General features: G+C 69.1%; 15 protein-coding genes. 4 read left to right on the top strand and 11 right to left on the bottom strand.

Features of this window, described 5'->3' with window-relative positions:
• Position 1: 1 nt before the first annotated feature.
• Together metH and F0415_RS00990 are read right to left on the bottom strand one after the other, a co-directional pair.
• Entirely contained in the window at positions 2-3766 is a 3765-nt protein-coding gene (metH, locus tag F0415_RS00995; RefSeq protein ID WP_210244144.1) for a methionine synthase, read from the bottom strand.
• The gene (locus tag F0415_RS00990) at positions 3763-4692 is read right to left on the bottom strand and encodes an ArsR/SmtB family transcription factor (RefSeq protein ID WP_149859329.1); all 930 of its coding nucleotides are present in this window, start codon (positions 4690-4692) and stop codon (positions 3763-3765) included. The genes metH and F0415_RS00990 overlap by 4 nt, the downstream gene beginning before the upstream one ends.
• A 161-nt stretch (positions 4693-4853) precedes the next feature.
• Between F0415_RS00990 and F0415_RS00985 the strand changes: the two genes are divergently transcribed.
• From F0415_RS00985 to F0415_RS00970, 4 genes are all read left to right on the top strand, one after another.
• Positions 4854-6002: an acyl-CoA dehydrogenase family protein gene (locus tag F0415_RS00985; RefSeq protein WP_149859328.1), complete on the top strand. Its 1149-nt coding sequence runs from the start codon at positions 4854-4856 to the stop codon at positions 6000-6002.
• Positions 6003-6148: 146 nt separating this feature from the next.
• Positions 6149-11047, top strand: a complete 4899-nt coding sequence (locus F0415_RS00980; RefSeq protein WP_149859327.1) for an NAD-glutamate dehydrogenase — start codon at positions 6149-6151, stop codon at positions 11045-11047.
• A gap of 66 nt (positions 11048-11113) precedes the next feature.
• Positions 11114-11890, top strand: coding sequence for an NAD kinase (locus F0415_RS00975; protein ID WP_149859326.1), 777 nt, complete (start codon positions 11114-11116; stop codon positions 11888-11890).
• A gap of 43 nt (positions 11891-11933) precedes the next feature.
• Positions 11934-12854 (top strand): 5'-nucleotidase, encoded by a 921-nt coding sequence (locus F0415_RS00970; protein ID WP_149859325.1) that lies wholly within the window; start codon positions 11934-11936, stop codon positions 12852-12854.
• A 15-nt stretch (positions 12855-12869) separates the two neighbouring features.
• Here F0415_RS00970 and F0415_RS00965 read toward each other — a convergent pair whose 3' ends face one another.
• The 9 genes from F0415_RS00965 to F0415_RS00925 all read right to left on the bottom strand — a co-directional run bounded on the left by F0415_RS00965 (position 12870) and on the right by F0415_RS00925 (position 22785).
• A complete protein-coding gene (locus tag F0415_RS00965) occupies positions 12870-14012 on the bottom strand; it encodes an MFS transporter (RefSeq protein WP_149859324.1) in 1143 nt (380 codons plus the stop codon).
• A 69-nt stretch (positions 14013-14081) separates the two neighbouring features.
• Complete coding sequence (locus F0415_RS00960; protein WP_149859323.1) at positions 14082-15257, bottom strand: DUF4785 domain-containing protein; 1176 nt, start codon at positions 15255-15257, stop codon at positions 14082-14084.
• A 3-nt stretch (positions 15258-15260) separates the two neighbouring features.
• Entirely contained in the window at positions 15261-16115 is an 855-nt protein-coding gene (locus tag F0415_RS00955) for a lipase family protein (RefSeq protein WP_149859322.1), read from the bottom strand.
• A 366-nt stretch (positions 16116-16481) separates the two neighbouring features.
• A complete protein-coding gene (locus F0415_RS00950; protein WP_149859321.1) occupies positions 16482-17165 on the bottom strand; it encodes a DUF2461 domain-containing protein in 684 nt (227 codons plus the stop codon).
• Entirely contained in the window at positions 17162-18604 is a 1443-nt protein-coding gene (sbcB, locus tag F0415_RS00945; RefSeq protein WP_149859320.1) for an exodeoxyribonuclease I, read from the bottom strand. The genes F0415_RS00950 and sbcB overlap by 4 nt, the downstream gene beginning before the upstream one ends.
• A gap of 12 nt (positions 18605-18616) precedes the next feature.
• Positions 18617-19978, bottom strand: a complete 1362-nt coding sequence (locus F0415_RS00940) for an FAD-dependent oxidoreductase (RefSeq protein WP_149859319.1) — start codon at positions 19976-19978, stop codon at positions 18617-18619.
• The gene (gene kynU / locus F0415_RS00935; protein ID WP_149859318.1) at positions 19975-21261 is read right to left on the bottom strand and encodes a kynureninase; all 1287 of its coding nucleotides are present in this window, start codon (positions 21259-21261) and stop codon (positions 19975-19977) included. The genes F0415_RS00940 and kynU overlap by 4 nt, the downstream gene beginning before the upstream one ends.
• Positions 21258-22268 carry an amidohydrolase family protein gene (locus F0415_RS00930; protein ID WP_149859317.1) on the bottom strand — a complete coding sequence of 337 codons (1011 nt, stop codon included), beginning with the start codon at positions 22266-22268 and terminating at the stop codon, positions 21258-21260. Before F0415_RS00930 ends, kynU begins: the two co-directional genes overlap by 4 nt.
• Entirely contained in the window at positions 22255-22785 is a 531-nt protein-coding gene (locus tag F0415_RS00925) for a 3-hydroxyanthranilate 3,4-dioxygenase (RefSeq protein ID WP_149859316.1), read from the bottom strand. Before F0415_RS00925 ends, F0415_RS00930 begins: the two co-directional genes overlap by 14 nt.
• Between the last annotated feature and the right edge of the window lie 14 nt (positions 22786-22799).

The raw sequence follows: 22799 nt of genomic DNA, 5'->3' as shown, positions 1-22799 counted from the left end.
GTCACTCCGGATCGTAGTCCAGGTTGCTGGCCAGCCAGCGCTCCGCCTGCGCCAACGGCACGCCCTTGCGGCGGGCGTAGTCGGCCAGCTGTTCGCGCGATAGCCGGCCGACGACGAAGTACTGGCTGTCGGGATGCGAGAAGTACAGGCCGCAGACGGCGGCGGCCGGCTGCATGGCGAAGTTTTCGGTCAGGCGCATGCCGGCATGGCGTTCGGCATCGAGAAGGCGAAACAGGGTGAGTTTCTCGCTGTGGTCGGGGCAGGCCGGATAGCCAGGGGCGGGGCGGATGCCCCGGTATTGCTCCCGGATCAGCGCTTCATTGTCCAGACGCTCGTCGGCGGCATAGCCCCAGATCTCCGTGCGTACGCGCTGGTGCAGGCGCTCGGCCAGGGCCTCGGCCAGGCGGTCCGCCAGGGCCTTGAGCAGGATGGCGCGGTAGTCGTCGTGATCGGCATGGAAGCGTTCGAGATGCGGCTCGATACCCAGGCCGGCGGTGACCGCGAAGGCGCCCAGCCAGTCCTCGCGACCGCTGTCGCGCGGAGCGACGAAATCGGCCAGGCAGAGGTTGGGGCGGTCCTCCGGCTTGTCGGCCTGCTGGCGCAGACAGTGCAGCACCTCGATGCCGCGGCCGCTGTCCAGCTCGATGTCGTCGCCCACCGCGCGGGCGGGCCAGAGGCCGCAGACGGCCCTGGCCTGCAGCCAGCGCTCCGCGACGAGGCGTTCGAGCATCTCCCGTGCGTCTCGGTACAGCTCGCGCGCCTGCGCCCCGACCAGCGGATCGTCCAGGATCGCCGGGAACCGGCCGGCCAGCTCCCAGGCCTGGAAAAACGGCGTCCAGTCGATGCAGTCCACCAGCTCGGCCAGCGGGTAGTCGTCGAATACCGTCAGGCCGGGTCGGCGCGGCGGCGGCGGCAGGTAATGCGCCCAGCCGCCGTCGAAGCGCTTGGCCCGGGCCCGTTCGAGCGGCAGCAGCGGCTTGGCATCGCCACGGTTGGCGTGGCGTCTGCGAACCTCGGCGTAGTCGGCGGCATTGGCGGCGACGAAGCTTTCGCGCAGCTCGGCGCTGAGGAGGGACTGGGTGACGCCGACCGCGCGCGAGGCATCCTTGACCCAGACCACCGGCGCCTGGTAATGCGGGTCTATCTTCAGGGCGGTGTGCGCCCTGGAGGTGGTGGCGCCGCCGATCAGTAGCGGCTGGGTGAAGCCCTGGCGCTGCATCTCCCGGGCCACGTGCGCCATCTCCTCCAGCGAGGGCGTGATCAGGCCGGACAGCCCGATCACGTCCACCGCCTCCTCGCGCGCCCGGTCGAGGATCTGCTGCGCCGGCACCATCACGCCTAGATCGAGCACCTCGAAGTTGTTGCAGCCCAGCACCACGCCGACGATGTTCTTGCCGATGTCGTGCACGTCGCCCTTGACCGTGGCCAGCAGCACCTTGCCGCGCGGCCTGCCGGCCTCGCCGCCGGCGGCCCTTTCGGCCTCGATGTGGGGGATCAGGTGCGCGACCGCTTTCTTCATCACCCGCGCCGACTTCACCACCTGCGGCAGGAACATCTTGCCGGCGCCGAACAGGTCGCCGACCACGTCCATGCCGGCCATCAGCGGCCCCTCGATCACCGCCAGCGGCCGCGGCGCCGCCCTGCGGGCTTCCTCGGTGTCCTCGACGATGTACTGGTCTATGCCGTGCACCAGGGCGTGACGGATCCGTTCGGCGACCGGCAAGGCGCGCCAGGCCAGTTCTTCCTCGGCCTTGGCCTGACCCTTGCGCGGCTGGTGCCGGGCGGCCTCGGCCAGCAGGCGCTCGCCGGCGTCGGGGCGACGGTTCAGCACCACGTCCTCGACCGCGTCGCGCAGGGCCGGGTCGAGATCGTCGTACAGGGCCAGGGCGCCGGCGTTGACGATGCCCATGTCCATGCCGGCGGCGATGGCGTGGTACAGGAACACGGCATGGATGGCTTCGCGCACCGGGGTGTTGCCGCGGAAGGCAAAGGAGACGTTGGACACGCCGCCGGAGACGTGGCTGTCCGGGAAGCGCCGGCGTAGCTCGCGTGCCGCCTCGATGAACGCCAGGCCGTAGCCGTCGTGCTCGGCGATGCCGGTGGCGATGGCAAAGACGTTCGGGTCGAAGATGATGTCTTCGGGAGGGAAGTCCAGCCTCTCCCGCAGCAGGCGGTGGGCGCGGGCGCAGATCTCCACCTTGCGCTCGAGGGTATCGGCCTGGCCCTGTTCGTCGAAGGCCATCACCACCACCGCGGCGCCGAAGCGGCGTAGCTCGGCGGCCTGGTCCAGGAAGGCCTGCTCGCCTTCCTTGAGCGAAATGGAGTTGACGACGGCCTTGCCCTGCACGCACTTCAGGCCGGCCAGGATCACGTCCCACTTCGAGCTGTCTATCATCACCGGCACCCGGGCGATGTCAGGCTCGGCCGCCATCAGATCCAGGAACCGGACCATGGCCGCTTCGGCGTCGAGCAGGCCCTCGTCCATGTTCACGTCCAGCACCTGGGCGCCGTTTTCGACCTGTTGCCGGGCCACGGCCAGAGCCTCGTCGTAACGGCCCTCCAGGATCAGCTTCTTGAACTTCGCCGAGCCGGTGACGTTGGTGCGTTCGCCGACGTTGACGAAGTTGCTCTCCGGAGTGATGACGAAGGGCTCCAGTCCGGCCAGGCGGGTACGCCGTGGCAGTTCAGGCACCGCCCGAGGTGGCAGCCCGCGTATGGCTGCGGCGATGGCGGCGATGTGTTCGGGGGTGGTGCCGCAGCAGCCGCCGACGATGTTGAGCAGGCCGGCGCGGGCGAACCCGCCCAGCACGGTGGCCATCTCCTCCGGCCCCTCGTCGTAGCCGCCGAAGGCGTTGGGCAGGCCGGCGTTGGGATGGCAGCTGACGTGGGTGTCGGCCACACGCGCCAGCACGTCCACGTGCGCGCGCAGGTCGCGGGCGCCGAGCGCGCAGTTCAGACCGATCGCCACCGGCCGCGCATGCCGCACCGAGTACCAGAAGGCCTCGGCGGTCTGGCCGCTGAGCGTACGGCCGCTGCGGTTGGTGATGGTGCCGGAGACCATGACCGGCAGGCGCGCGCCCAGGCGTTCGAACAGGCGGTCGAGGGCGTACAGCGCCGCCTTGGCGTTCAGCGTGTCGAATACGGTTTCGACCAGAAGGATGTCGGCGCCGCCCTCCACCAGGGCCTCGGCGGCGACGCCGTAGTCGGCGGCCAGCTCGTCGAAGCGGATGTCGCGGTAGGCCGGATCCTCGACCTTCGGGCTGATCGAGGCAGTGCGGCTGGTCGGCCCCAGGACGCCGGCGACGAAGCGCGGCCGCGAGGGATCGGCGGCCTCGGCGGCGGCGCAGGCAGCGCGCGCCAGCCGGGCCGCCTCGCGGTTGAGCTCCGGCACCAGGTGTTCGAGCCGGTAGTCGGCCTGGGACACCGCCGTACTGTTGAAGGTATTGGTCTCGACGATGTCGGCTCCGGCCTCGAGGTAGGCGCGGTGGATGGCGGCGATCAGCTCGGGACGGGTGAGGCTGAGCAGGTCGTTGTTGCCCTTGAGGTCGCGGGCCTCACAGCCGCAGCCGGGGCCATGCGCGTGCCCCTCGGAGAAGCGCAGGCCGTCGTAGCCGGCGGCGAAGCGCTGACCGCGGTAGTCGGCTTCGTCCAGGCCCTGGCGCTGGATCATGGTGCCCATGGCGCCGTCCAGCACCAGGATGCGTTCGGACAGGGCCAGAAGCAGGGCCTCGGCCCGGGCCGGCTCCTTCCAGGGCAGGCGGCTCACGGCTTGCGCGCCAGCAGGCTGACCAGTTCGAAATGGGGCGGGCGCTTCTCCCGGGTCACCGGTTCGCAGACCAGCACCTCCAGTCCCGCCTTCTCGGCGAAACGGCGCAGCTCGCGCGGCGTGAAGCCGAGATTGACGTGCCCGTAAGGGGTGACGGCGCCGCGGTGTTCGTGCTTGTTCAGGCAGGCTGCGACGAGGCGGCCGCCCCGGCGCAGTACCCGTGCCGCTTCCGAAACCGCTGCCGCCGGCCGCTGTGCGTAGGTGAGGGCGTGCATCAGCAGGACCAGATCGAAGCTGCCGTCGGCGTGGTCGAGCGCGTGCATGTCGCCCTCCAGCACCTCGACCTGGGGCAGGCGGCGGAGCCGTTCGCGGGCGGCGGAGACGACCCGGGCGCTGGCGTCCACGCAGACGTAGCGGCGCGAGTGCGGCGCCAGCAGTTCGGCCAGGACGCCGTCGCCGGAGGCGATGTCCAGCACGTCGCCCGGTTCCAGCAGCGGCAGCACGCAGCGGGCCAGGGCTTCCCAGGTGCGGCCCGGCGAGTAGTGCCGTTCCATGTCGCCGGCCACCGAGTCGGCCCAGTTCTGGTCGGCGGCGCGCATGGCCAGCACCGCCGGCAGCCGCTCGGCGTCCTGGCGCAGCAGCGGGTCGTCGGTGCTGTCGCGCAGTGCTTCCCACAGGCGCGCTTCGGCCGGGTCCAGGTACTCGGCATTGAACCGGTAATAGGCCGAGACGCCGGCGCGGCGATCGCGGACCAGATCGGCTTCCTTGAGCCGGGCCAGATGGGTGGAGACACGCGGCTGCGCCAGGCGGGTGATGGCCGAGAGTTCGGCGACGGTGAGCTCTTCCCGTTCCAGCAGGGCCAGCAGGCGCACCCGGGTAGGATCGGCCAGCACCTTCAGGCAGGCCGACCAGGCGTCCAGGTCCATGATCTATCCTTTCATCCGGATTCAGAGATATGTGAAGCCTAGGCCCGAGCCCGGCCTTGCGTCAAGGCGTGCGCCGTACCGTGTCGCGGGCTTGCGTACGGCGTCTCGACGGTCACAGCCGGTACAATGCCGCCCTTGCCCCCGAGCAGCGAGGACGTGACGTGGATTTCCGATTCACCGAAGAGCAGCTGATGATCCAGGACGTGGCGCGCCGGATCGCCCAGGAGAAAATCGCCCCCAGTGCCGAGCACTTCGATCGTAGCGGCGAGTTCCCGCTGGAGAACATCCGGACGCTCGGCGAGAGCGGTCTGATGGGCATCGAGGTGCCGGCCGAGTACGGCGGCGCCGGCATGGACCCGATCAGCTACGTGCTGGCGATGATCGAGGTGGCTACGGCCGACGCTGCCCATTCGACCATCATGTCGGTGAACAACTCGCTGTTCTGCAACGGCATCCTCACCAACGGCAACGAGGAGCAGAAGCAGAAATACGTGCGGGCTATCGCCGAGGGGCGCGAGATCGGTGCCTTCGCCCTGACCGAGCCGCAGTCCGGTTCCGACGCCACCGCCATGCGTTGCCGCGCGGTCAGGCAGGCCGACGGCAGCTACGTGGTCAATGGCAAGAAGAGCTGGATCACGTCCGGCCCGGTGGCCAAGTACATCGTGCTGTTCGCACAAACCGATCCGGACAAGGGTAGCCGTGGTATCACCGCCTTCCTGGTGGATACCGCCAAGCCGGGCTTTCATCGCGGCAAGACCGAACCCAAGCTCGGCATCCGCGCCTCTGCTACCTGCGAGATCGAGTTCCAGGACTACGTGGTCGCCCCGGAAGAGGTGCTGGGCGAGGAGGGTCAGGGCTTCAGGATCGCCATGAGCGTGCTCGACGCCGGCCGTATCGGCATCGCCAGCCAGGCCATCGGCATCGCCCGCGCCGCCTACGAGGCCACCCTCGCCTACGTGAAGGAGCGCAAGGCCTTCGGCCAGCCGATCGGGGCCTTCCAGATGACCCAGGCCAAGATCGCCGACATGAAGTGCAAGCTGGACGCGGCCCTGCTGCTGACCCTGCGCGCCGCCTGGCTCAAGGGGCAGGGCCAGCGCTTCACCACCGAGGCATCGGTGGCCAAGCTGACCGCTTCCGAGGCGGCGATGTGGATCGCCCATCAGGCTGTGCAGATCCACGCGGGCATGGGGTATTCCAAGGAAATGCCCATCGAGCGCTATTTCCGCGACGCCAAGATCACCGAGATCTACGAGGGCACCAGCGAGATCCAGCGCCTGGTGATCGCCCGCAACGAAACCGGGCTGCGCTGAGCTCCACCGCCCGCCCGGTTTCCGTACCCGGGCGTACCCGGAAGCCCCGCTGAACCGGGGCTTCGAGCCTTGCGTCATGGCTGGCCGGGGCGAGGGGGCAGGGCTACAATTCGCGACTTTATCCACGCCCCGCGAGCAAGCAGTCCATGAACGCCACCGCCCTGGCCTCCGACGACTCCATAGATGCCGTAGTCTCCGCCCTGCCGAAACGGCTGCCCGCCTCCGAGCTGGCCCGGCTGGAGAGCTTCGTCAGGGCGTTCTACCGACGCTTGCCCCAGGACGAGATGGCGGCCCGGCCAGCGGCGGAGTGGGCGGCGGCAGCGGCTTCGTTCTTCGCCTTTGCCGGCCGGCGCGAACCGGGCCGGCCCAGCATCGCGGTACTGAATCCGAGCCTGGCGGTGGACGGCTTCGAAAGCACCCACACGGTGGTGCGTATCGCCAACGACGACATGCCCTTTCTGGTGGACTCGGTTCGCATGGCCCTGGCCCAGTTCGGTCTGGGCCTGCACCAGATCGTGCATCCGGTGATAGAGGTGCGGCGCGGCGAAGCCGGCGAGCTGCTGGCGGTGGGCGAGGGCAATGCCGAATCGTACATGCACCTGGAAGTCGATCGCCTTGCCGATCCGGAGCGCATGCAGGCCCTGGCCGACGCCATCCTGGCGGTACTCGCCGACGTCCGTGCCGCCGTCGCCGACTGGCAGCCGATGCGGGAACGGATGTTGGCCATTGCCGAGCGCCTGGAAAACAGGGACATGCCGGTGGAACCGGCGGCGCGCGCCGAGGCCCGGGATTTCCTCCGCTGGGCCGCCGACAACCATTTCACCTTCCTGGGTTACCGCGAGTACGAGGTGCGCGATCGCCAGCTCTGCCCGGTGCCGGGCACCGGCCTGGGCCTGCTGCGCGGCAAGGACGACAAGGCCAAGTCGCGACCGGTGGCCGGCCTGGCGGCCGCCGACCTGCCGCCCGGCACCCGCAAGGAAGTGCTGATCCTGACCAAGACCAATGCCCGCGCCACCGTACACCGGCCGGGTTACATGGATTACATCGGCGTACTGGAGTTCGATGCCGAAGGCAGGGCGGTGCGCGAGTGCCGCTTCCTGGGTCTGTACACCTCCAGCGCCTACAACCGCAGGCCCTGGGACATCCCGGTGGTGCGGCAGCGTTACGAGTACGTGATGTCACAGTCGGGCCTGCCGCTGAACAGCCACAGCGGCAAGGCCTTGCGCCATATCCTGGAAACGCTGCCGCGGGACGAGCTGTTCCAGTCCGGGGCCGAGGAGCTCAAGGCCACCGCCATGGGTATCCTCGGCCTGCAGGAGCGGGCCCGCACCCGCCTGTTCCTGCGCCGCGACCGTCATGGGCGCTTCTTCTCCGCCCTGGTCTACATTCCGCGCGACCGCTTCAACACCAGCGTCCGCAATCGCATCGAAGCCGTGCTGATGCGCGAATTGCAGGGCGAGCGGCTCGACCACGCCGTGCAGATCGGCGAGTCGCCGCTGGCGCAGCTGCATCTGGTGATCCGCCCGGCCGCCGGCGCCCGGGTCGAGCCCGACCATGCCCGGCTGGAAGCCGAGGTCGCCCGGATCGTGCGCGACTGGCACGACGAGCTGCGTGAGGTGCTGGTGCGCGAACTGGGCGAAGTCGAAGGCCTGCGCCTGGCCCAGCACTTCGGCAAGGCCCTGCCGGCCGGTTACATCGAGTCGGTATCGCCGGAGTCGGCCGCCGCCGATGTCATCCAGCTGTCGCGGCTGAGCGGTGCCGAGGACCAGCGGGTGTCCTTCTTCCGGCATGGCGATCAGCTGCGGCTGAAGCTGTTCCGCCGCTCCGGCGACCTGGCCCTGTCCGACGTGCTGCCCGTGCTCGAGAACCTGGGCCTGCGCGTCCTGACCGAACATCCCTACGAGCTGGCGTTGGCCGAGGGCAGCGTGCACATCCAGGATTTCGAGGTGCAGCCGCTGGCGGGCGATGTGGATGTCGAGGCCGCACACCGGCCGTTCGAGCAGGCCTTCGAGGCAGTCTGGCGCGGCGAGGCCGAGAACGACGGCTTCAACCGCCTGCTGCTGAGCGCCAGGCTGGAGTGGCGCGACATTGCCATGCTGCGTGGCTACACCCGCTACGCCCAGCAGACCGGCGTGCCGTTCTCGCAGCAGTACATGGAAGAAGCGCTGCAGCGTTATCCGGTGATCGCGCGCTTGCTGTACGAGCTGTTCGAGGCCCGCTTCGAGCCGGGTCGCGAGGTGCCCCTCGACGCCGCCGGTCAGAAGGCGCTGCACGACCAGATCGCCTGGGTGCTGCCGTGCGAGCAGCGTCAGGCGCTGGACACCATCCCCCAGGAAATCGCCGCCGCCCGCACGCTCGATCGTCAGGCCCAGGTGGACGCCATCACCGATGCCCTGGAGATCCTGCTCGACCGTCTGGTCGGCAGCATAGACGACGATCGCATCCTGCGTCGGTATATGGCGCTCATCAACGCCACCCTGCGCACCAACTTCTTCCAGAAACGGGACGGGCGCCATCGCGACTACATTTCCTTCAAGTTCGACCCGGCCAGGGTTCCGGAGCTGCCCAAGCCGGTTCCTTACCGCGAGATCTTCGTCTACTCGCCGTATGTGGAAGGCGTGCACCTGCGCTTCGGCCCAGTTGCCCGCGGCGGATTGCGCTGGTCCGACCGGCGCGAGGATTTCCGTACCGAGGTGCTGGGCCTGGTCAAGGCGCAGATGGTGAAAAACACGGTGATCGTTCCGGTCGGCTCCAAGGGTGGCTTCGTCGTCAAGCGGCCGCCGGCAGGCGGCGACCGTGATGCCGTGCTGGCCGAGGGCATCGCCTGCTACAAGCGTTTCATAAGCGGGATGCTCGACATCACCGACAATCTGGTGGACGGGCAGGTGGTGCATCCGCAGGACGTGGTCCGGCACGACGGCGACGATCCCTACCTCGTGGTCGCGGCCGACAAGGGCACTGCCAGCTTTTCCGATATCGCCAACTCGATCTCGGCCGAGTATGGCTTCTGGCTGGGCGATGCTTTCGCTTCCGGTGGCTCGGTCGGCTATGACCACAAGGGTATGGGCATTACCGCCAGGGGCGCCTGGGAGTCGGTGAAGCGCCATTTCCGCGCGCTCGGCATTGACAGCCAGAGCCAGGATTTCACCTGCGTGGGCATCGGTGACATGTCCGGCGACGTGTTCGGGAACGGCATGCTGCTCAGTCGCCACATCCGCCTGGTGGCCGCCTTCGACCACCGGCATATCTTCCTGGACCCGAACCCGGACGCGGCGCGCAGCTATGCCGAGCGCGAACGCATGTTCCGTCTGCCGCGCTCGAGCTGGGATGACTACGACCGGGCGCTGATCTCCGAGGGCGGCGGCGTCTACCCGCGCTCGCTCAAGGCCATCGCCGTCAGTCCGCAGGTGCGGGAAGCCCTGGGCATCGACCCCTCGGTCGAGCAGATGAGCCCGACCGAGCTCATGAATGCCATCCTCAAGGCGCCGGTGGACCTGCTATGGAACGGCGGGATCGGCACCTATGTGAAGGCCAGCAGCGAAAGCCACGATGAGGTGGGCGACCGTGCCAACAACGGCCTGCGCGTCAACGGCAATGAGCTGCGCTGCCGGGTGGTCGGCGAAGGCGGCAACCTTGGCCTGACCCAGCGCGGCCGCATCGAGGCAGCGATGAACGGCGTGCTGCTCAACACCGATTTCATCGACAACTCGGCCGGTGTGGACACTTCCGATCACGAGGTGAACATCAAGATCCTGCTGTCGGCGCCGGTGGCCAGGGGCGAACTCAGCCAGGAGCAGCGCAACCGGCTGCTGGCCGACATGACCGACGAGGTCGCCGAGTTGGTGCTCAACGACAACTACCGACAGAACCAGGCGATAAGCCTGATGGAGCGGATGAGCGCCGCCCGACTGGGTTCCTTCGGCCACTTCATGCGGACGCTGGAATCGCAGGGTCTGCTCGACCGCGGCATCGAGTTCCTGCCCAGCGATGCCGAGTTGGCCGAGCGCAAGGCCCGTGGACTTGGCCTGACCCGGCCGGAGCTGAGCGTGCTGTTGAGTTACGACAAGATCGTCGTATTCAACCAGATGCTGGACTCGGACGTGCCGGAAGATCCGTACCTCGGAAAGGAACTGGTCCGCTATTTCCCCAGGGCTCTGCAGGACCGCTTCGCCGCCGACATGGAAAACCATCGGCTGCGCCGCGAAATCATCGCCACTGCTGTCACCAACTCGACGATCAACCGCATGGGCGCGACGTTCCTGCTGCGCATGCAGGAAGATACCGGTCAGTCCGCCGGCCAGATCGCCAAGGCCTTCACCATCAGCCGCGAAGTGCTGCAGGCGCGCGAGCTGTGGGCGGCGATAGACGCGCTGGACCTGCAAGTGCCGGAGTCGGCCCAGCTCGACGCCCTGCTGGAAATCTGGCATCTGCAGCGGAGCATGACCCGCTGGCTGCTCAACCGCCCGGGCGGCGGCCGACTGGAGATCGCCGAGAAGGTGGATCGCTACGCCGGCGGCGTGGCAGCGCTGCGGGCAGCGCTGGACCGGGTACTGCCGGAGGAATCGGCGCGATCCCTGGCCGGGTCGCGGGCCCGCTGGCAGGAACTGGGCTTCCCGAGCGGATTGGCTGGCGCTTTTGCCGGCCTGCCCTATCTGGCCTACGCCCTGGACATCGTCGAGATCTCCATCGAGCGCCACATGCCGGTGGACAAGGTCGCCGCTGCCTACTTCGCCCTGGGCGACGCCCTGCACACTGCCTGGCTGCTGGAGGCGGTGGAAGGGCTGCCGGTCGAGGGTCGCTGGCATGCCCAGGCGCGCGGCGTCTTGCGCGATGAACTGCAGGCGCAGCAGCGGGCCCTGGTCGGGCAGGTGCTGGCGGCGGGGCAGGGTGAACCGCTGGAGCGGGTGCAGGCCTGGCTTTCCCGCGACGATGCCAACCTCCGTTACACCCTGGGCATGTTCGCCGACATGCGCAACCTGCGCGGCATGGACTATCCGACCCTGTCGGTGGCGGTTCGCCGGCTGGCCCAGCTGGCCCAGGCCTGAGGCCGGGCAGCCCCGGGGCGCTACCGCCGGTCGCGCCCCCGGCCGGACCTGAAGTACCCTGCGTGCATGAGCCTGCCACCGGTCCCGCGCATCGCTTTCCTTGCCAGTCCGACTCCCGAGGCCGAGGCGGCCAGGGCGAAACTGGCCGCCAGGCATGGCGCGTGCGAGCCGGCCGATGCCGATGTCATCTGCGCGCTCGGCGGCGATGGCTTCATGCTGCATACCCTGCATCGCTACGGTGGGCTCGGCCGGCCGGTGTACGGCATGAAGCTGGGCTCGGTCGGGTTCCTGATGAACCAGCATCGGCCCGACGATCTGGTCGAGCGCCTGCACGCGGCCGAACCGACCGTGCTGAGGCCGCTGGAAATGGTGGCCAGTTCCGATTCCGGCGCCACCACGCATGCCCTGGCCTACAACGAGGTGTCCCTGCTGCGGCAGACCCGCCAGGCCGCGCACCTGCGCATCTACCTGAATGGCCAGCAACGCCTGGAGGAGCTGGTTTGCGACGGCATCATCGTTTCCACCCCGGCCGGTAGCACCGCCTACAACTTTTCCGCGCACGGGCCGATCCTGCCGCTCGGTTCCCAGGTGATCGCCTTGACGCCGATCGCAGCGTTCCGGCCGCGACGCTGGCGCGGCGCCATCCTGCGGGCGGACACCGAGGTGCGTCTTGAGGTGCTGGACCGTTACAAGCGTCCGGTCAGCGCCACGGCCGACTCCCACGAAGTACGCGATGTGGCGGAAGTTCGTGTGCGGGAGTCGCTCGAGCGTACCGTGACCCTGCTGTTCGACCGCGAACACAACCTCGAAGAGCGTATCCTCAACGAGCAGTTCCAGGCCTGAGACCGTTTCATCGCCTGGGGCCCTCCGCCTGAAGCCCGCCCACATGGTCACGTCCCATCCATCGCAGCCTCCTGGACGACTGGTGGTGGCCATCACCGCCCGGGCCCTGTTCGATCTGGAGGAGAGTCATGCCGTCTTCCAGAAGGCGGGCCTGGAGGCCTATGCCGATTACCAGCGCCAGCGCGAGCACGAGGTGCTGGCCCCCGGCATCGCCTTCCCGCTGGTGCGCAAGTTGCTTGCCCTGAATGAGGGCGCGCCGCCGGATAGCCCGCGGGTCGAGGTGGCGCTGCTGTCGCGCAACTCCTCCGATACCGGCCTGCGCATCTTCAACTCGATCAGGCACTACGGCCTGGGCATCATCCGGGCGGTTTTCACCAGCGGCAACGAGGTGTGGCCATACATCAAGCCGTTCGGTGCGCAGCTCTTCCTCTCGGCCAATCCGGCTTCGGTGCGCGCGGCACTGGAGAACGGTGTCGCCGCCGCAACCATCCTGCCGTCCAAGGCTCCCGAGCGTTCGCATCCCCAGCTGCGCATTGCCTTCGACGGCGACTCGGTGATCTTCGATGACGAAGCCGAGCGCATCTCCAAGACTTCGGGACTGGCGGCTTTTCACGACAACGAAACGAGTCGGGCGCGGGAACCGCTTTCGGGCGGCCCGTTCCGCGCCTTCCTGGCGGCGCTGCACGACCTGCAGGCGGCGTTCCCGGCCGGCGAGGACTCGCCAATTCGAACCGCCCTGGTCACCGCCCGTTCGGCGCCGGCGCACGAGCGGGTCATTCTGACCTTGCGCGAATGGGGCGTGCGCCTGGACGAGGCCATGTTCCTCGGCGGCCGCGACAAGGGGCCGTTCCTGGAAGCCTTCGGCGCCGATATCTTCTTCGACGACAGCCGCCATAACGTCGAGAACGCCCGTCGCCACGTCGCCACCGGCCATGTGCCCTTCGGCGTCACCAACGAGGACTAGTGCCCGGCACCGGCACTAGGTCCGGAACTGGCGCCGTGCCAGCCAGATCGCCCAGGCCAGGGCCGTTGCCGCCGCCCCCAGGGTGAAGGCCAGCGCGCCGCCGCCGGCGCTTTCCCAGGCCAGCGCCGCCATCGCCGCGCCCAGCACGCCACCGAAGCCCTGGCTGAAGCCGAAGAACAGGCTTTGGCCGGCGCCGGCGCGCCGCCCCGGGAAGAAGCCGGCCATCAGTTGCATGCAGCAGGCGTAGAAGGTGGCGAAACTCAGCGCGTGGCTGGCCTGGGCCAGGGCCATCAAGGCCAGGGAGTCGGCAAAGAATGCCGTCAGCAGCCAGCGCAGCACCGTCACCGCCAGGCAGGCGCCAAGCAGCGCGCCAGCGCCGAAGCGGGCAATCAGGCGCGGCGCCTGCCAGAACATCAGGATCTCGATCAGCACGCCCAGGGCCCAGAGCCCACCGATGGCCGCGCCCGAATGTCCATGCGCCTGCATGTGCAGGGTGTAGAACACGTAGAAGGGCCCAAAGCCCGCCTGCATCAGCAGCGCCACCAGCAGGAAGCGGCGAACGCCGGGACGCCTCCACAGGTGCCCGCCCGCATCGGCCGCCGCCGCAGGCGCTGGCGGCGTGTCGTCCCGGTGCCACCAGGCCGCGACCAGCATGGCCAGGAACAGCGGCAGGCTCAGCAGCGGGAAGCTGGTGGCGCCGAAGCGGTCCATCAGCGCGCCATAGCTGCCGGCCACCAGCAGGAACCCGATCGAACCCCAGACCCGCAGCCGGCCGTACAGGTCGGGACGTGGCCCCAGTGCCGTCAGCGTCATCGCCTCGAACTGCGGCATCACCGCGTTGTAGAACAAACCGAACACCGCCATCACCGCCAGCACCGCCCAGGCCTCGCGGGTGAACAGGAAGCCGGCAAAGCTGAGCAGGGTTAGCAGGCAGCCGGCCAGGAACCAGCGACCGGGGCGGGCACTGCGGCCGGTGAGGGCGGCCCAGACCGGAGGCGCGAAGATGCGCGTGCCGTACCACAGCCCCAGCATGCCGCCGACCACGTAGCCGCCGTGGCCCAGACCGTCCACCCAGCGGCCGATGTAGGGCGTGTAGGCGCCCAGCGCCGCGTAGTAGCAGAAGTAGAAGGCCGAGAAGCGATGCAGCCGCGGGTCCATGTCGGCTCCGGCAAAGGAAACGGCCGGACCCCTGCGGGCCCGGCCGTCGCCATTATCGCCTCGTCGTGTCTATTGGCGCAGGGCCAGCTCCCGGGTCTCGAGGGTGCCCATGCGCGACTGGTCCTTCAGCTCCAGGTGCCGGACTTCGAAGGGCGCGCCGTAGCCCGGCGGCAGCAGGCGGACGCCGAAGGGCAGGGACAGCTTGCGCGACCCCGGCTGCAACCAGCGTGCCGTGTGCGCCTGCGCCACCGGCCGCGCCACGCCGTCCGGCCCGGTGGCGTAGAGCGTGCCCCGCAGCTCGTAGCGCCCGGCTGCCGCCACCTGTACCGGCAGTTCCACGTGCAGGGTCCGGGCATCGAGGCGGTAGCCGCCAGCCAGCCGGGCGGTCGGCCGGCTGATCTCGATGGCAGTACGGGCCTCACGCTGCACGACCTGGCCGCCGTCCACCGCGCCGGCGAACACGTGCACCTCCCACAACCCCGGCACTGCGCTCCCCTGTATCGGCGCCGACAGGTGGGCAACACCCTTGCGCAGCTGCAGGGGAAACCGTTGGCCATCGGGCGAGACCAGTTCGGCCTCCAGCCGGGAGGCGCCAAGCCGTTGTCTGCCCCGCGACAGCGCCACGGCGACTTCCAGCGACTCGCCCGCGAGCGCACGCGGCCGCTCGGCCTGGATGCTGAGCACGTAAGGGCTGTCCGGCTCGAACACGTGCACCAGGTAGCGGCCCCTGGCCTCCGGCACCTGCAGTTGGAATCGGCCGCGACCATGCGAAGCCGCCAGTTGCAGTACCACCGAGCCCTCTGGCACCGCCATGCCGGCGGCCCGCAGCTCGGCGGCCGCTGCCCGGCGCTGGAAGCTCTCGGCCTCGGCCAGCCAGCGCCCGCCCCTGCCCACCCGCACGCCACCCGCCGGCACCGGCCGGGCGCCGGTTTCCGGGCTGATGCGGATCACCGCGCCCGGCGCGGTCGTGTCGATGTCCAGGCCGCGACGCAGTTGTCCCGCCTCGGCCACGAGCCAGTACTCCCGGCTCTCGGCCCGGTGCGCCACCGCCGCGGTGATCTCCTCCGCCGGGTCCAGCGCCCAGGCGAACTGCACCGGCGCGCGTTCCACCGCACGTTCCGGCAGAGGTGCCGACACCAGGCTGGCGGGGCGAAGATCGCCGGCACCAGCGGGCAGCAGTTCGCCCGCCTGCACGCCGGCGGCGAGCAACAGGGAGAGGCAGCTCAGGATTCGGTACGTCCTCATGGCTCAGTTCCTCATGTCGGCGCGCAAGATGGAATCCAGGCCGAAGCAGGCCCGGCGGCTCTGGTTGTGCGACAGCGGTTCGCGACCGGCCATGCGCGCCTTGTCCTGAAACCAGACGTAACCGGCGGCCGATTGGCTGGAGCACTCAAGGAAACCGTCGGAACAACTGCTGAGCCACAGCTGCGTGGTCTCCAGGCCGACGTTCTCGAAGTAGCCGCCGCAATAGCTGTCCGCATCCCAGATCGCCGAGTCCACGTCGGTGCCGACGACGCTGCGGAAGGGCTTGGGCAGGGCAGGGCGGCCGGATGTGCCGTACAGCCAGTTGGCGTTGTAGCTGGCCATCCAGCCGGTCTGTTGCATGCGCACGGCGTCGTTCTTGTAACCCAGCAACCAGCCGACCGAGCTCTCGAACACGTTTCCGGCGATGACGGCATCCGCCAGCGGCGTGCCGGCCGAGGACGGCGCCAGCGCATTGACGCGGACGATGCGGTTGATGATGTTCGGATAACGGCTGTCCCAGGTCGGGTTGCTCATGATCCAGCGCACGACATTGCCGCCATTGCTGTGGGTGATCACGATCAGGCGGGTGATGCCGCGTTGGTTGATGAAGCGGGTCAGCTGCTCGGCCAGGCAGCCGGCGGCAGCGTCGTGCCACATGTACTGGGTGAAGTCGCAGTTGATGACGACGTAATTGCCCGGATCGGCCAGTCCGCCGCGGATGTTGTTGACGAAGGGCGGCTTCCAGTAGTCGTTGTAGGCGTCGGTCTGTTTGCCGGTGCCGTGCACGAAGGCGACGCCGGTGTTGGCCTGGCACAGGCCGGAAAAGGCCGCCAGGGCGGCCAGCAGGATCCAGCGCATCTTCCCTCCCCAGGTTTCGATGCGGAACGCGCCGTCCCCGTCCTTGCGTTCATCGCGCCCGGATGGAACCGGCGCTCCCCTGCGCCGGCGTACGGTCCGCAGAGTGAACACCCAACTTGCTGATAGTCAACAACTTTTCGTGCTGCAATGCGGCAGCGTATGGTGCGCCACCTCCGCGAACCTTCGCCGGTGCCTGCCTCCAAGCCAACAGGCCGCCAGGCCATGCGCCACTACATGTACCGGCGAGCCGCGAGGAAGGCCGAGGCCCTGACCCGCGAACCCAGAACGATCCGCGCCCATCCGCGTGAACCTGCGTCGAAAGACCTGTCTCCCCCACCGACGACCTCGCCGGCAGCGCAAGCCCGCTCAGAACTCGAGGTCGAGCGCCGCGCAGAGGTAATCGACCAGCGGCGCCAGGCCGGAGAATCCGCGAGCCACCGCTTGCCGCAAGCGCGGCCCCAGCACGGTCCCGTCGTCGAGCGCCATGCCGGCGGTGAAATCCTTGCGCTTGATGTCCTCGATCAGCGGGTGATCGGCCGGAAAACCCCGCGGCGGACGCAGCAGCGAATCGCCCCACATTTCGTACCGTCGCCGGAACGAAGGCGAATGCACCGCCGCCCGCCACCCGGCCGGGTTGTCGGCGATGAAGACGCGCAGGCGCCGCTGCACCTCCGGCTCCGGATGCCAGATGCCGGCGCCGAGAAAACTGTTGCCCGGCTGGATGTGCAGATAGAAGGACGGCGAGGCCACCTCGCGCCGGCGCTCGTGGAAGAAGCGCGCGCCGCCCCAGGTCTTGTACGGTGTCTTGTCGGCCGACCAGCGGGTATCGCGGTGGATGCGGAACAGCGAACCGCCATTGCCGCGCGGATCGGCCCGGTAATGCGGGCTGATCGCGGCGAGGTCCGGTTGCAGGTCGGCGATCAGGCGCAGGAAGGGCTGCTTCAGGTGTTCGTCGTAGTCCCGGCGGTGCCGTTCGAACCAGGCCTTGTTGTTGTTCCTGGCCAGCTTGCGCAGGAAGAGGAAGGTCTTGTCGGTGAAATAGCGGCTCATGCCAGCTCCCGCTCCAGGTCAAGGCCCCAGGCCTCCAACGCATCCAGCAGGGCCTGGCCCGGGCCGGTCGGGGTGATGGCGCGCAGGCGAGCGATCTCGGCCCGGTAGCTGTCGAAATCGTATTCGGAAAGCTCGCTGCCCGCCGACAGGCGATGCCGGCGGTAGCTGTCCCAGCGCTCGCGTTCCTTCGCGTCCAGGGATTCTGGCCAGTTGCGGGCGCGGTAGCGGAACAGCAGCTCGGAATAGCGCGGGTCGTCGAAGCGCGATCCGTAGGCGGGCAGCTCGGCCAGCGGCGCGCTGCGCACCTGCGGGAACAGGCGGCGGTCGTGTTCGCTGGGGAAACCCTCGTAGAGGGCGGCGTCGGCATCGGCCGGGTCGCGGCGGGCTTCTTCGGTGAAGACCTGGCGGACCTTCTCGGCCAGGCCGGGTGCCTTGCGCAGGCGCTCGGCGCGGGCCAGCGCAAGGTCGCGGTCAAGGCCCAGGCGCCGGAAATCCTGCTCGCGCAGGTGCGCCAGCGGCACCAGCACCGGGCATCTGTTGGTGTGCACTTCCTTGAGCGGCACCCGCTGCTCGCCCTCGGGCAGGTCGGCGGCCGGCGTGTAGAGGCGGTCGGCGATGTCCTCCGGGGAAAGCGACAGCAACGCGTCCAGGGCCTCGTCGCTGTCCAGGCTGCAGACCAGCACCCGCGAATCGATGCGTGGATGCCGCGCCACCGGCGCCACCAGGGCCGAGCAGTGCCGGCTGGCGGGATAACGCGAGGAGACGTGCAGCACCGGCGTCATGCCTGCCACGTCGAGCAGGCCGGCGACCTTGCGCTTGTCACGGAAGCCAAGCGCGTACTCCCACAGTCTCGGCTGCGCCGCCCGGAACCTGCGCGCCAGGCCGAGCAGGGCGCGGACGTCACTCAGGGCTTCGTGTGCCTCGCCTTCGCGCACGCCGTTGGCACGGGCCAGGTCCTCCAGCCTGAAACTGGGTGCGCCATCCTCGCGCAGCGGCCATTCCATGCCTTCCGGACGCAGGGCCTCGGCCATGCGCAGCACGTCCAGCAGGTCCCAGCGCGAGTTGCCGTTGCGGTACTCGCGCTCGTAAGGGTCGTGGAAGTTGCGGTACAGGCCGAAGCGGACGAACTCGTCGTCGAAGCGGATAGAGTTGTAGCCGACCGTGCAGGTGCCGGGCTGGCCCAGTTCCTCGGCCAGGCGGGCGAAGAACTCCGCCTCGCGCAGGCCCTCGGCCAGCGCCTGTTGCGGGCTAATGCCGGTGATCAGGGAGGACTCGGGCGAGGGCAGCAGGTCGCGGGCCGGCTGGCAGTACAGGCTGATCGGCTCGCCGATCTCGTTGAGCTCGGTATCGGTGCGGATGCCGGCGAACTGGGCGATACGGCTGCGGCGCGGATCCCTGCCGAAGGTTTCCAGGTCGTACCAGAGGAAGCTGGCGGCCATCGGGGCGGGTCGTCAATTCAGGCCCAGGGCCGTCAGGCGCCGTCGAACCTCGGCATCGGCAGCAACGAGGTTCACCTGCTCCAGCCTGTCCAGCCCGCGGGTGGATTCGACCAGGATCTCCCGTTGCACCCGCCCGCGTTCCAGCGCGGTGGCGTAGGGCACGCGGGTGAAGCTGACCATCGAGTAGCGCGGCACGAACACGCCGGGATGGCGTTCGGCCAGGGTGCGTTCCAGTTCCCGTTGCAGCAGGAAATCCGGGTCGTCCACCCGGTCGCGCATCTCGATGTAGTTCTCCAGCGCCATGTGCTGGATGGCCTCGGCATTGGGCCGGCGCTCGGCCTCGAAGGCGGCGAAGGCGCTGGCAAAGTCCGGCGCCTCGCCCAGGTGCCGGTCAAGCGCCACGCAATCCTCGAAGGCGCAGTTCATGCCCTGGCCGTGGAAGGGCACCATGGCGTGGGCGGCGTCGCCCAGCAGCACCGCCTGGCCGCCCAGGTGCCAGCGGTCCAGGTAGAGCGTACCGAGCACGCCGATCGGATTGCCGGTCCAGTCGCGGTCGAACTCCGGGATGAGCGGCAGGGCGTCGGCGAAATCGCGCTCGAAGAAGGCGCGGGCCGCCGCCAGGTCGGGCAGGGTGGCGAAGGAGGGATGTTCGCCCTCGTTGGGCAGGAACAGGGTGACGGTGAAGGTGCGCTCGGTATTCGGCAGGGCGATGCACATGTAGCCGCCGCGCGGCCAGATGTGCAGGGCATTGGGCTCGATGCGGAAGCCGCCGTCCTCGCCGGGCGGGATCTCCAGTTCCTTGTAGCCGTGGCCCAGCGGCTCGAAGCGCTCGCCCAGGTCCAGGCGCTTGGCCATGGCGGCGCGCAGGCCGGAGCCGGCGCCGTCGCAGCCGAGCAGGGCCTCGAAGCCGACCTCATGGGCGCAACGGTCGTGGTCGTCGACGAAGCGGGCAAGGCCGGCGTCGAAATCCACGTCCAGCAGGCGCCGGTTGAAATGGAGGCAGGCTCCGGCGGCTTCGGCGGCGTCGAGCATGGCCAGGTTGAGGCGGCCCCGGTGTACCGACCAGATCACCTCGCTGTCGTCGCGGCCGTAGCGCTGCAGCATGGTTTCGCCGCCCAGCGGGTGGACCATCCGCCCGCGCATCATGATGGCCTGGGCCAGCACGGTTTCGGCCAGGCCGGCCTGGCGCAGGGCGTGCAGGCCACGTTCGGCCAGGGCCAGATTGATCGAGCGGCCACCCTCGTAGCCGCGCCGGCGTGGGTCGGGTCGCTTCTCGTAGACGTCCACGGCCCAGCCGCGCCGGGCCAGCAGGGTGGCCAGCAGGGCGCCGGCCAGGCCGGCGCCGACGATGAGCAAAGGATTCTTGGGCTTCATGCCTGTGTTCCTCCGATGCCGGCCCAGGCCTCGACCTCGGCGACGAATCGGGCGATGTCGGTGAAACGGTTGTACAACGGCACCGGCGAAATGCGGATGACGTCCGGCTCGCGCCAGTCGCCGATCACACCACGTGCCATCAGGTGCTCGAACAGCTCGCGGCTGCGGCCGCGGCCGCCGCGCACCCGGATGGAGAGCTGGCAACCGCGCCGGGCCGGATCGGCCGGGGTAAGGATCTCCAGCACCCGGTCCAGGCGCGCGCGCACTTGCGCTTCCAGATAGCCGGTCAGGCGCCGCGAACGCTCGCGCAGGGCCGGCATGCCGACCTTCTGGAAGATCTCCAGCGAGACCCGCAGCGGCGCCAGGGCCAGGATCGGCGGATTGCTCAGCTGCCAGCCCTCGGCACCTGGCGTGGGCACGAACTCCGGGCCCATGCGGAAGCGGGTGGCCTGGTCATGGCCCCACCAGCCGGCGAAACGCGGCCGCTCGCTGCGGGCGTGGCGGGCGTGCACGAAGGCGCCGGCGACCGCGCCGGGGCCGCTGTTGAGGTACTTGTAGCTGCACCAGGCGGCAAAGTCGGCGCCGCTGTCGTGCAGGGCCAGGGGCAGGTTGCCGGCGCCGTGGGCCAGGTCGAAGCCGACCAGGCAGCCCTGCGCATGTGCCAGCCGCACCACTTCCTTCAGGTCGAAGGCCTGGCCGGTGCGGTACTGCACCCCGGGCCACAGCACCAGGGCGATACGCCGGCCGTGTTCGGCCAGGCAGCGCTCCAGCGAGGCCATGGAGATGATGCCGCCGGGCTCGTCCGGCTCCAGCTCGATCAGGTCGCGCTCCGGGTCGTAGCCGTGGAAGCGCAGTTGCGAGGTCACCGCATGTCGGTCGGAAGGAAAGGCGCCGGCCTCGATCAGGATTGCCGGGCGCTCCGGCGTCGGCCGGTAGAAGCTGACCATGAGCAGGTGCAGGTTCACCGTCAGCGTGTTCATGGCCACCACTTCACCCGGCCCGGCGCCGGCGATGGCGGCCAGGCCGTCGCGGACCTCGGCATGGTAGGGCATCCACGGGTGGCGGCCGCGGAAATGCGCCTCCACCGCCAGCCGTGCCCAGTCGTCCAGCTCCTGCAGCAGCGCCTCGCGGACGCCGCGCGGCTGCAGGCCGAGCGAGTTGCCGCAGAAATAGGCCTGCTCGCCGTCGCCGTGCGGCGGCACCAGGAACTCCTGGCGCAGGGCCGACAGCGGGTCGGCGGCGTCCAGGGCGGCCGGGTCGGCCTGCAGCCAATCGCCGTTCATTCGAACCTGGTTCGCGGCAGGCCCAGCCACTCGAGGGCAGTGCCGTGGTAGAGCCGGGCCTGTTCGGCCTCGGAGAGTTCCAGTGCGGCGATGCCGGCGCCCGGTTCCTGCTCGCCCAGCGGGAAGGGATAGTCGGTGCCCAGCATCACCCGTTCGCTGCCGACGGTGTCGAGCAGGTAGCGCAGGGCGCGCTGGTCGGCCACCCAGCTGTCGAAGTACAGGCGCGGCAGGTAGTCGCGCGGGTTGTGCGGATTGTCGGTCGCCACCAGGTCCGGTCGCATGCGGAAGCCGTGCTCGATGCGGCCGATGGTGTAGGGGAAGCTGCCGCCGCCGTGCGCCAGGCAGACCTTCAGGCGCGGGAAGCGCTCCAGCACGCCGCCGAAGATCAGGCAGCAGGCGGCCCGGCTTTGCTCGGCCGGCATACCGACCAGCCAGGGCAGCCAGTACTTGGGCATGGACTCGGCGCCCATCATGTCCCAGGGATGCACCAGGATGGCTGCGCCCAGGTCCTGTGCCGCCTCGAAGAATGGCTGCAGCTCGGGTGCGTCCAGGTTCCAGTCGTTGACATGCGAGCCGATCTGCACGCCCTGCAGGTCAAGCTGGTCCATGCAGCGTTCCAGTTCCTGGACGGCAAGGCGCGGCGACTGCAGCGGCACGGTGCCGATGCCGGCGTAGTGCCGCCGGTGTTCCCGGCAGGTGGCGGCGAGGTGGTCGTTGAGCGCCTGATGCAGTTCCAGGGCGTGCTGGGGCTTGGCCCAGTAGCTGAACATCACCGGCACCGTGCTCAGCACCTGCACCTGCACGCCGAAGGCGGCGTACTCGGCGATGCGCAGCTCCGGATCCCAGGTCTTGGGCCAGATCTCGCGGAAGAACTTGCCGTCCTTGTAGATGCGCGCCCGGCCGTCCTCGCCGTGGTGGATCACCGGGAAGCGCTGGTCGCCGTACTTCTCGGCCAGGTTCGGCCAGTGTTTCGGCAGGTAGTGGGCGTGGGTGTCAATCTTCAGCATCGTATTTCGCCGGCGCCGGGTTCAGGTGGCCGCAGGCCTTGCAGGTGCGGTGCTCGCGGGAGCGGTAGAAGCGCTCGAAGACGGCGCCGAACTGCGTCTCGATGTTCTCCAGGACGAAGAACTCCTCGTAGAGCTTGTGGTTGCAGCGCTCGCAATACCACAGCAGGCCATCCTTCTCGTGCGGCAGGCGCCTGCGTTCGATCACCAGGCCGACACCGCCCGGACCGCGCTGCGGCGAGTGCGGTACCCGCGGCGGCAGGTAGAAGATCTCGCCGGCGCGGATGGGGATGTCGCGCACCTTGCCATCTTCCTGGATGCGCAGGGTCATCTCGCCCTCGAGTTGGTAGAAGAACTCCGGGCCCTCGTCCCAGTGGTAGTCGGTGCGCTGGTTGGGACCGCCGACCACCATGATGATGAAGTCGCCGTCGACGATGCACTTGTTGCCCACCGGCGGCTTGAGCAGATGCCGGTGCTCGTCGATCCACTGCTGCAGGCTGAAGGCGGAACCCAGGTTCATCTCGGACCTCCTTG

Source organism: Arenimonas fontis, from assembly GCF_008386465.1.
GTDB lineage: Bacteria > Pseudomonadota > Gammaproteobacteria > Xanthomonadales > Xanthomonadaceae > Arenimonas > Arenimonas fontis.
This window is presented reverse-complemented; position numbering and strand designations above follow the sequence as displayed.

Bases quoted from the DNA above. Each gene is read 5' to 3' on its own strand.
- F0415_RS00975 (WP_149859326.1), top strand. From the start codon at position 11,114: ATGAGCCTGCCACCGGTCCCGCGCATCGCTTTCCTTGCCAGTCCGACT.
- F0415_RS00950 (WP_149859321.1), bottom strand. From the start codon at position 17,165: ATGAGCCGCTATTTCACCGACAAGACCTTCCTCTTCCTGCGCAAGCTG.
- sbcB (WP_149859320.1), bottom strand. From the start codon at position 18,604: ATGGCCGCCAGCTTCCTCTGGTACGACCTGGAAACCTTCGGCAGGGAT.
- F0415_RS00925 (WP_149859316.1), bottom strand. From the start codon at position 22,785: ATGAACCTGGGTTCCGCCTTCAGCCTGCAGCAGTGGATCGACGAGCAC.
- F0415_RS00990 (WP_149859329.1), bottom strand. From the start codon at position 4,692: ATGGACCTGGACGCCTGGTCGGCCTGCCTGAAGGTGCTGGCCGATCCT.
- F0415_RS00930 (WP_149859317.1), bottom strand. From the start codon at position 22,268: ATGCTGAAGATTGACACCCACGCCCACTACCTGCCGAAACACTGGCCG.
- F0415_RS00970 (WP_149859325.1), top strand. From the start codon at position 11,934: ATGGTCACGTCCCATCCATCGCAGCCTCCTGGACGACTGGTGGTGGCC.
- kynU (WP_149859318.1), bottom strand. From the start codon at position 21,261: ATGAACGGCGATTGGCTGCAGGCCGACCCGGCCGCCCTGGACGCCGCC.
- F0415_RS00960 (WP_149859323.1), bottom strand. From the start codon at position 15,257: ATGAGGACGTACCGAATCCTGAGCTGCCTCTCCCTGTTGCTCGCCGCC.
- F0415_RS00955 (WP_149859322.1), bottom strand. From the start codon at position 16,115: ATGCGCTGGATCCTGCTGGCCGCCCTGGCGGCCTTTTCCGGCCTGTGC.
- F0415_RS00965 (WP_149859324.1), bottom strand. From the start codon at position 14,012: ATGGACCCGCGGCTGCATCGCTTCTCGGCCTTCTACTTCTGCTACTAC.
- F0415_RS00940 (WP_149859319.1), bottom strand. From the start codon at position 19,978: ATGAAGCCCAAGAATCCTTTGCTCATCGTCGGCGCCGGCCTGGCCGGC.
- F0415_RS00980 (WP_149859327.1), top strand. From the start codon at position 6,149: ATGAACGCCACCGCCCTGGCCTCCGACGACTCCATAGATGCCGTAGTC.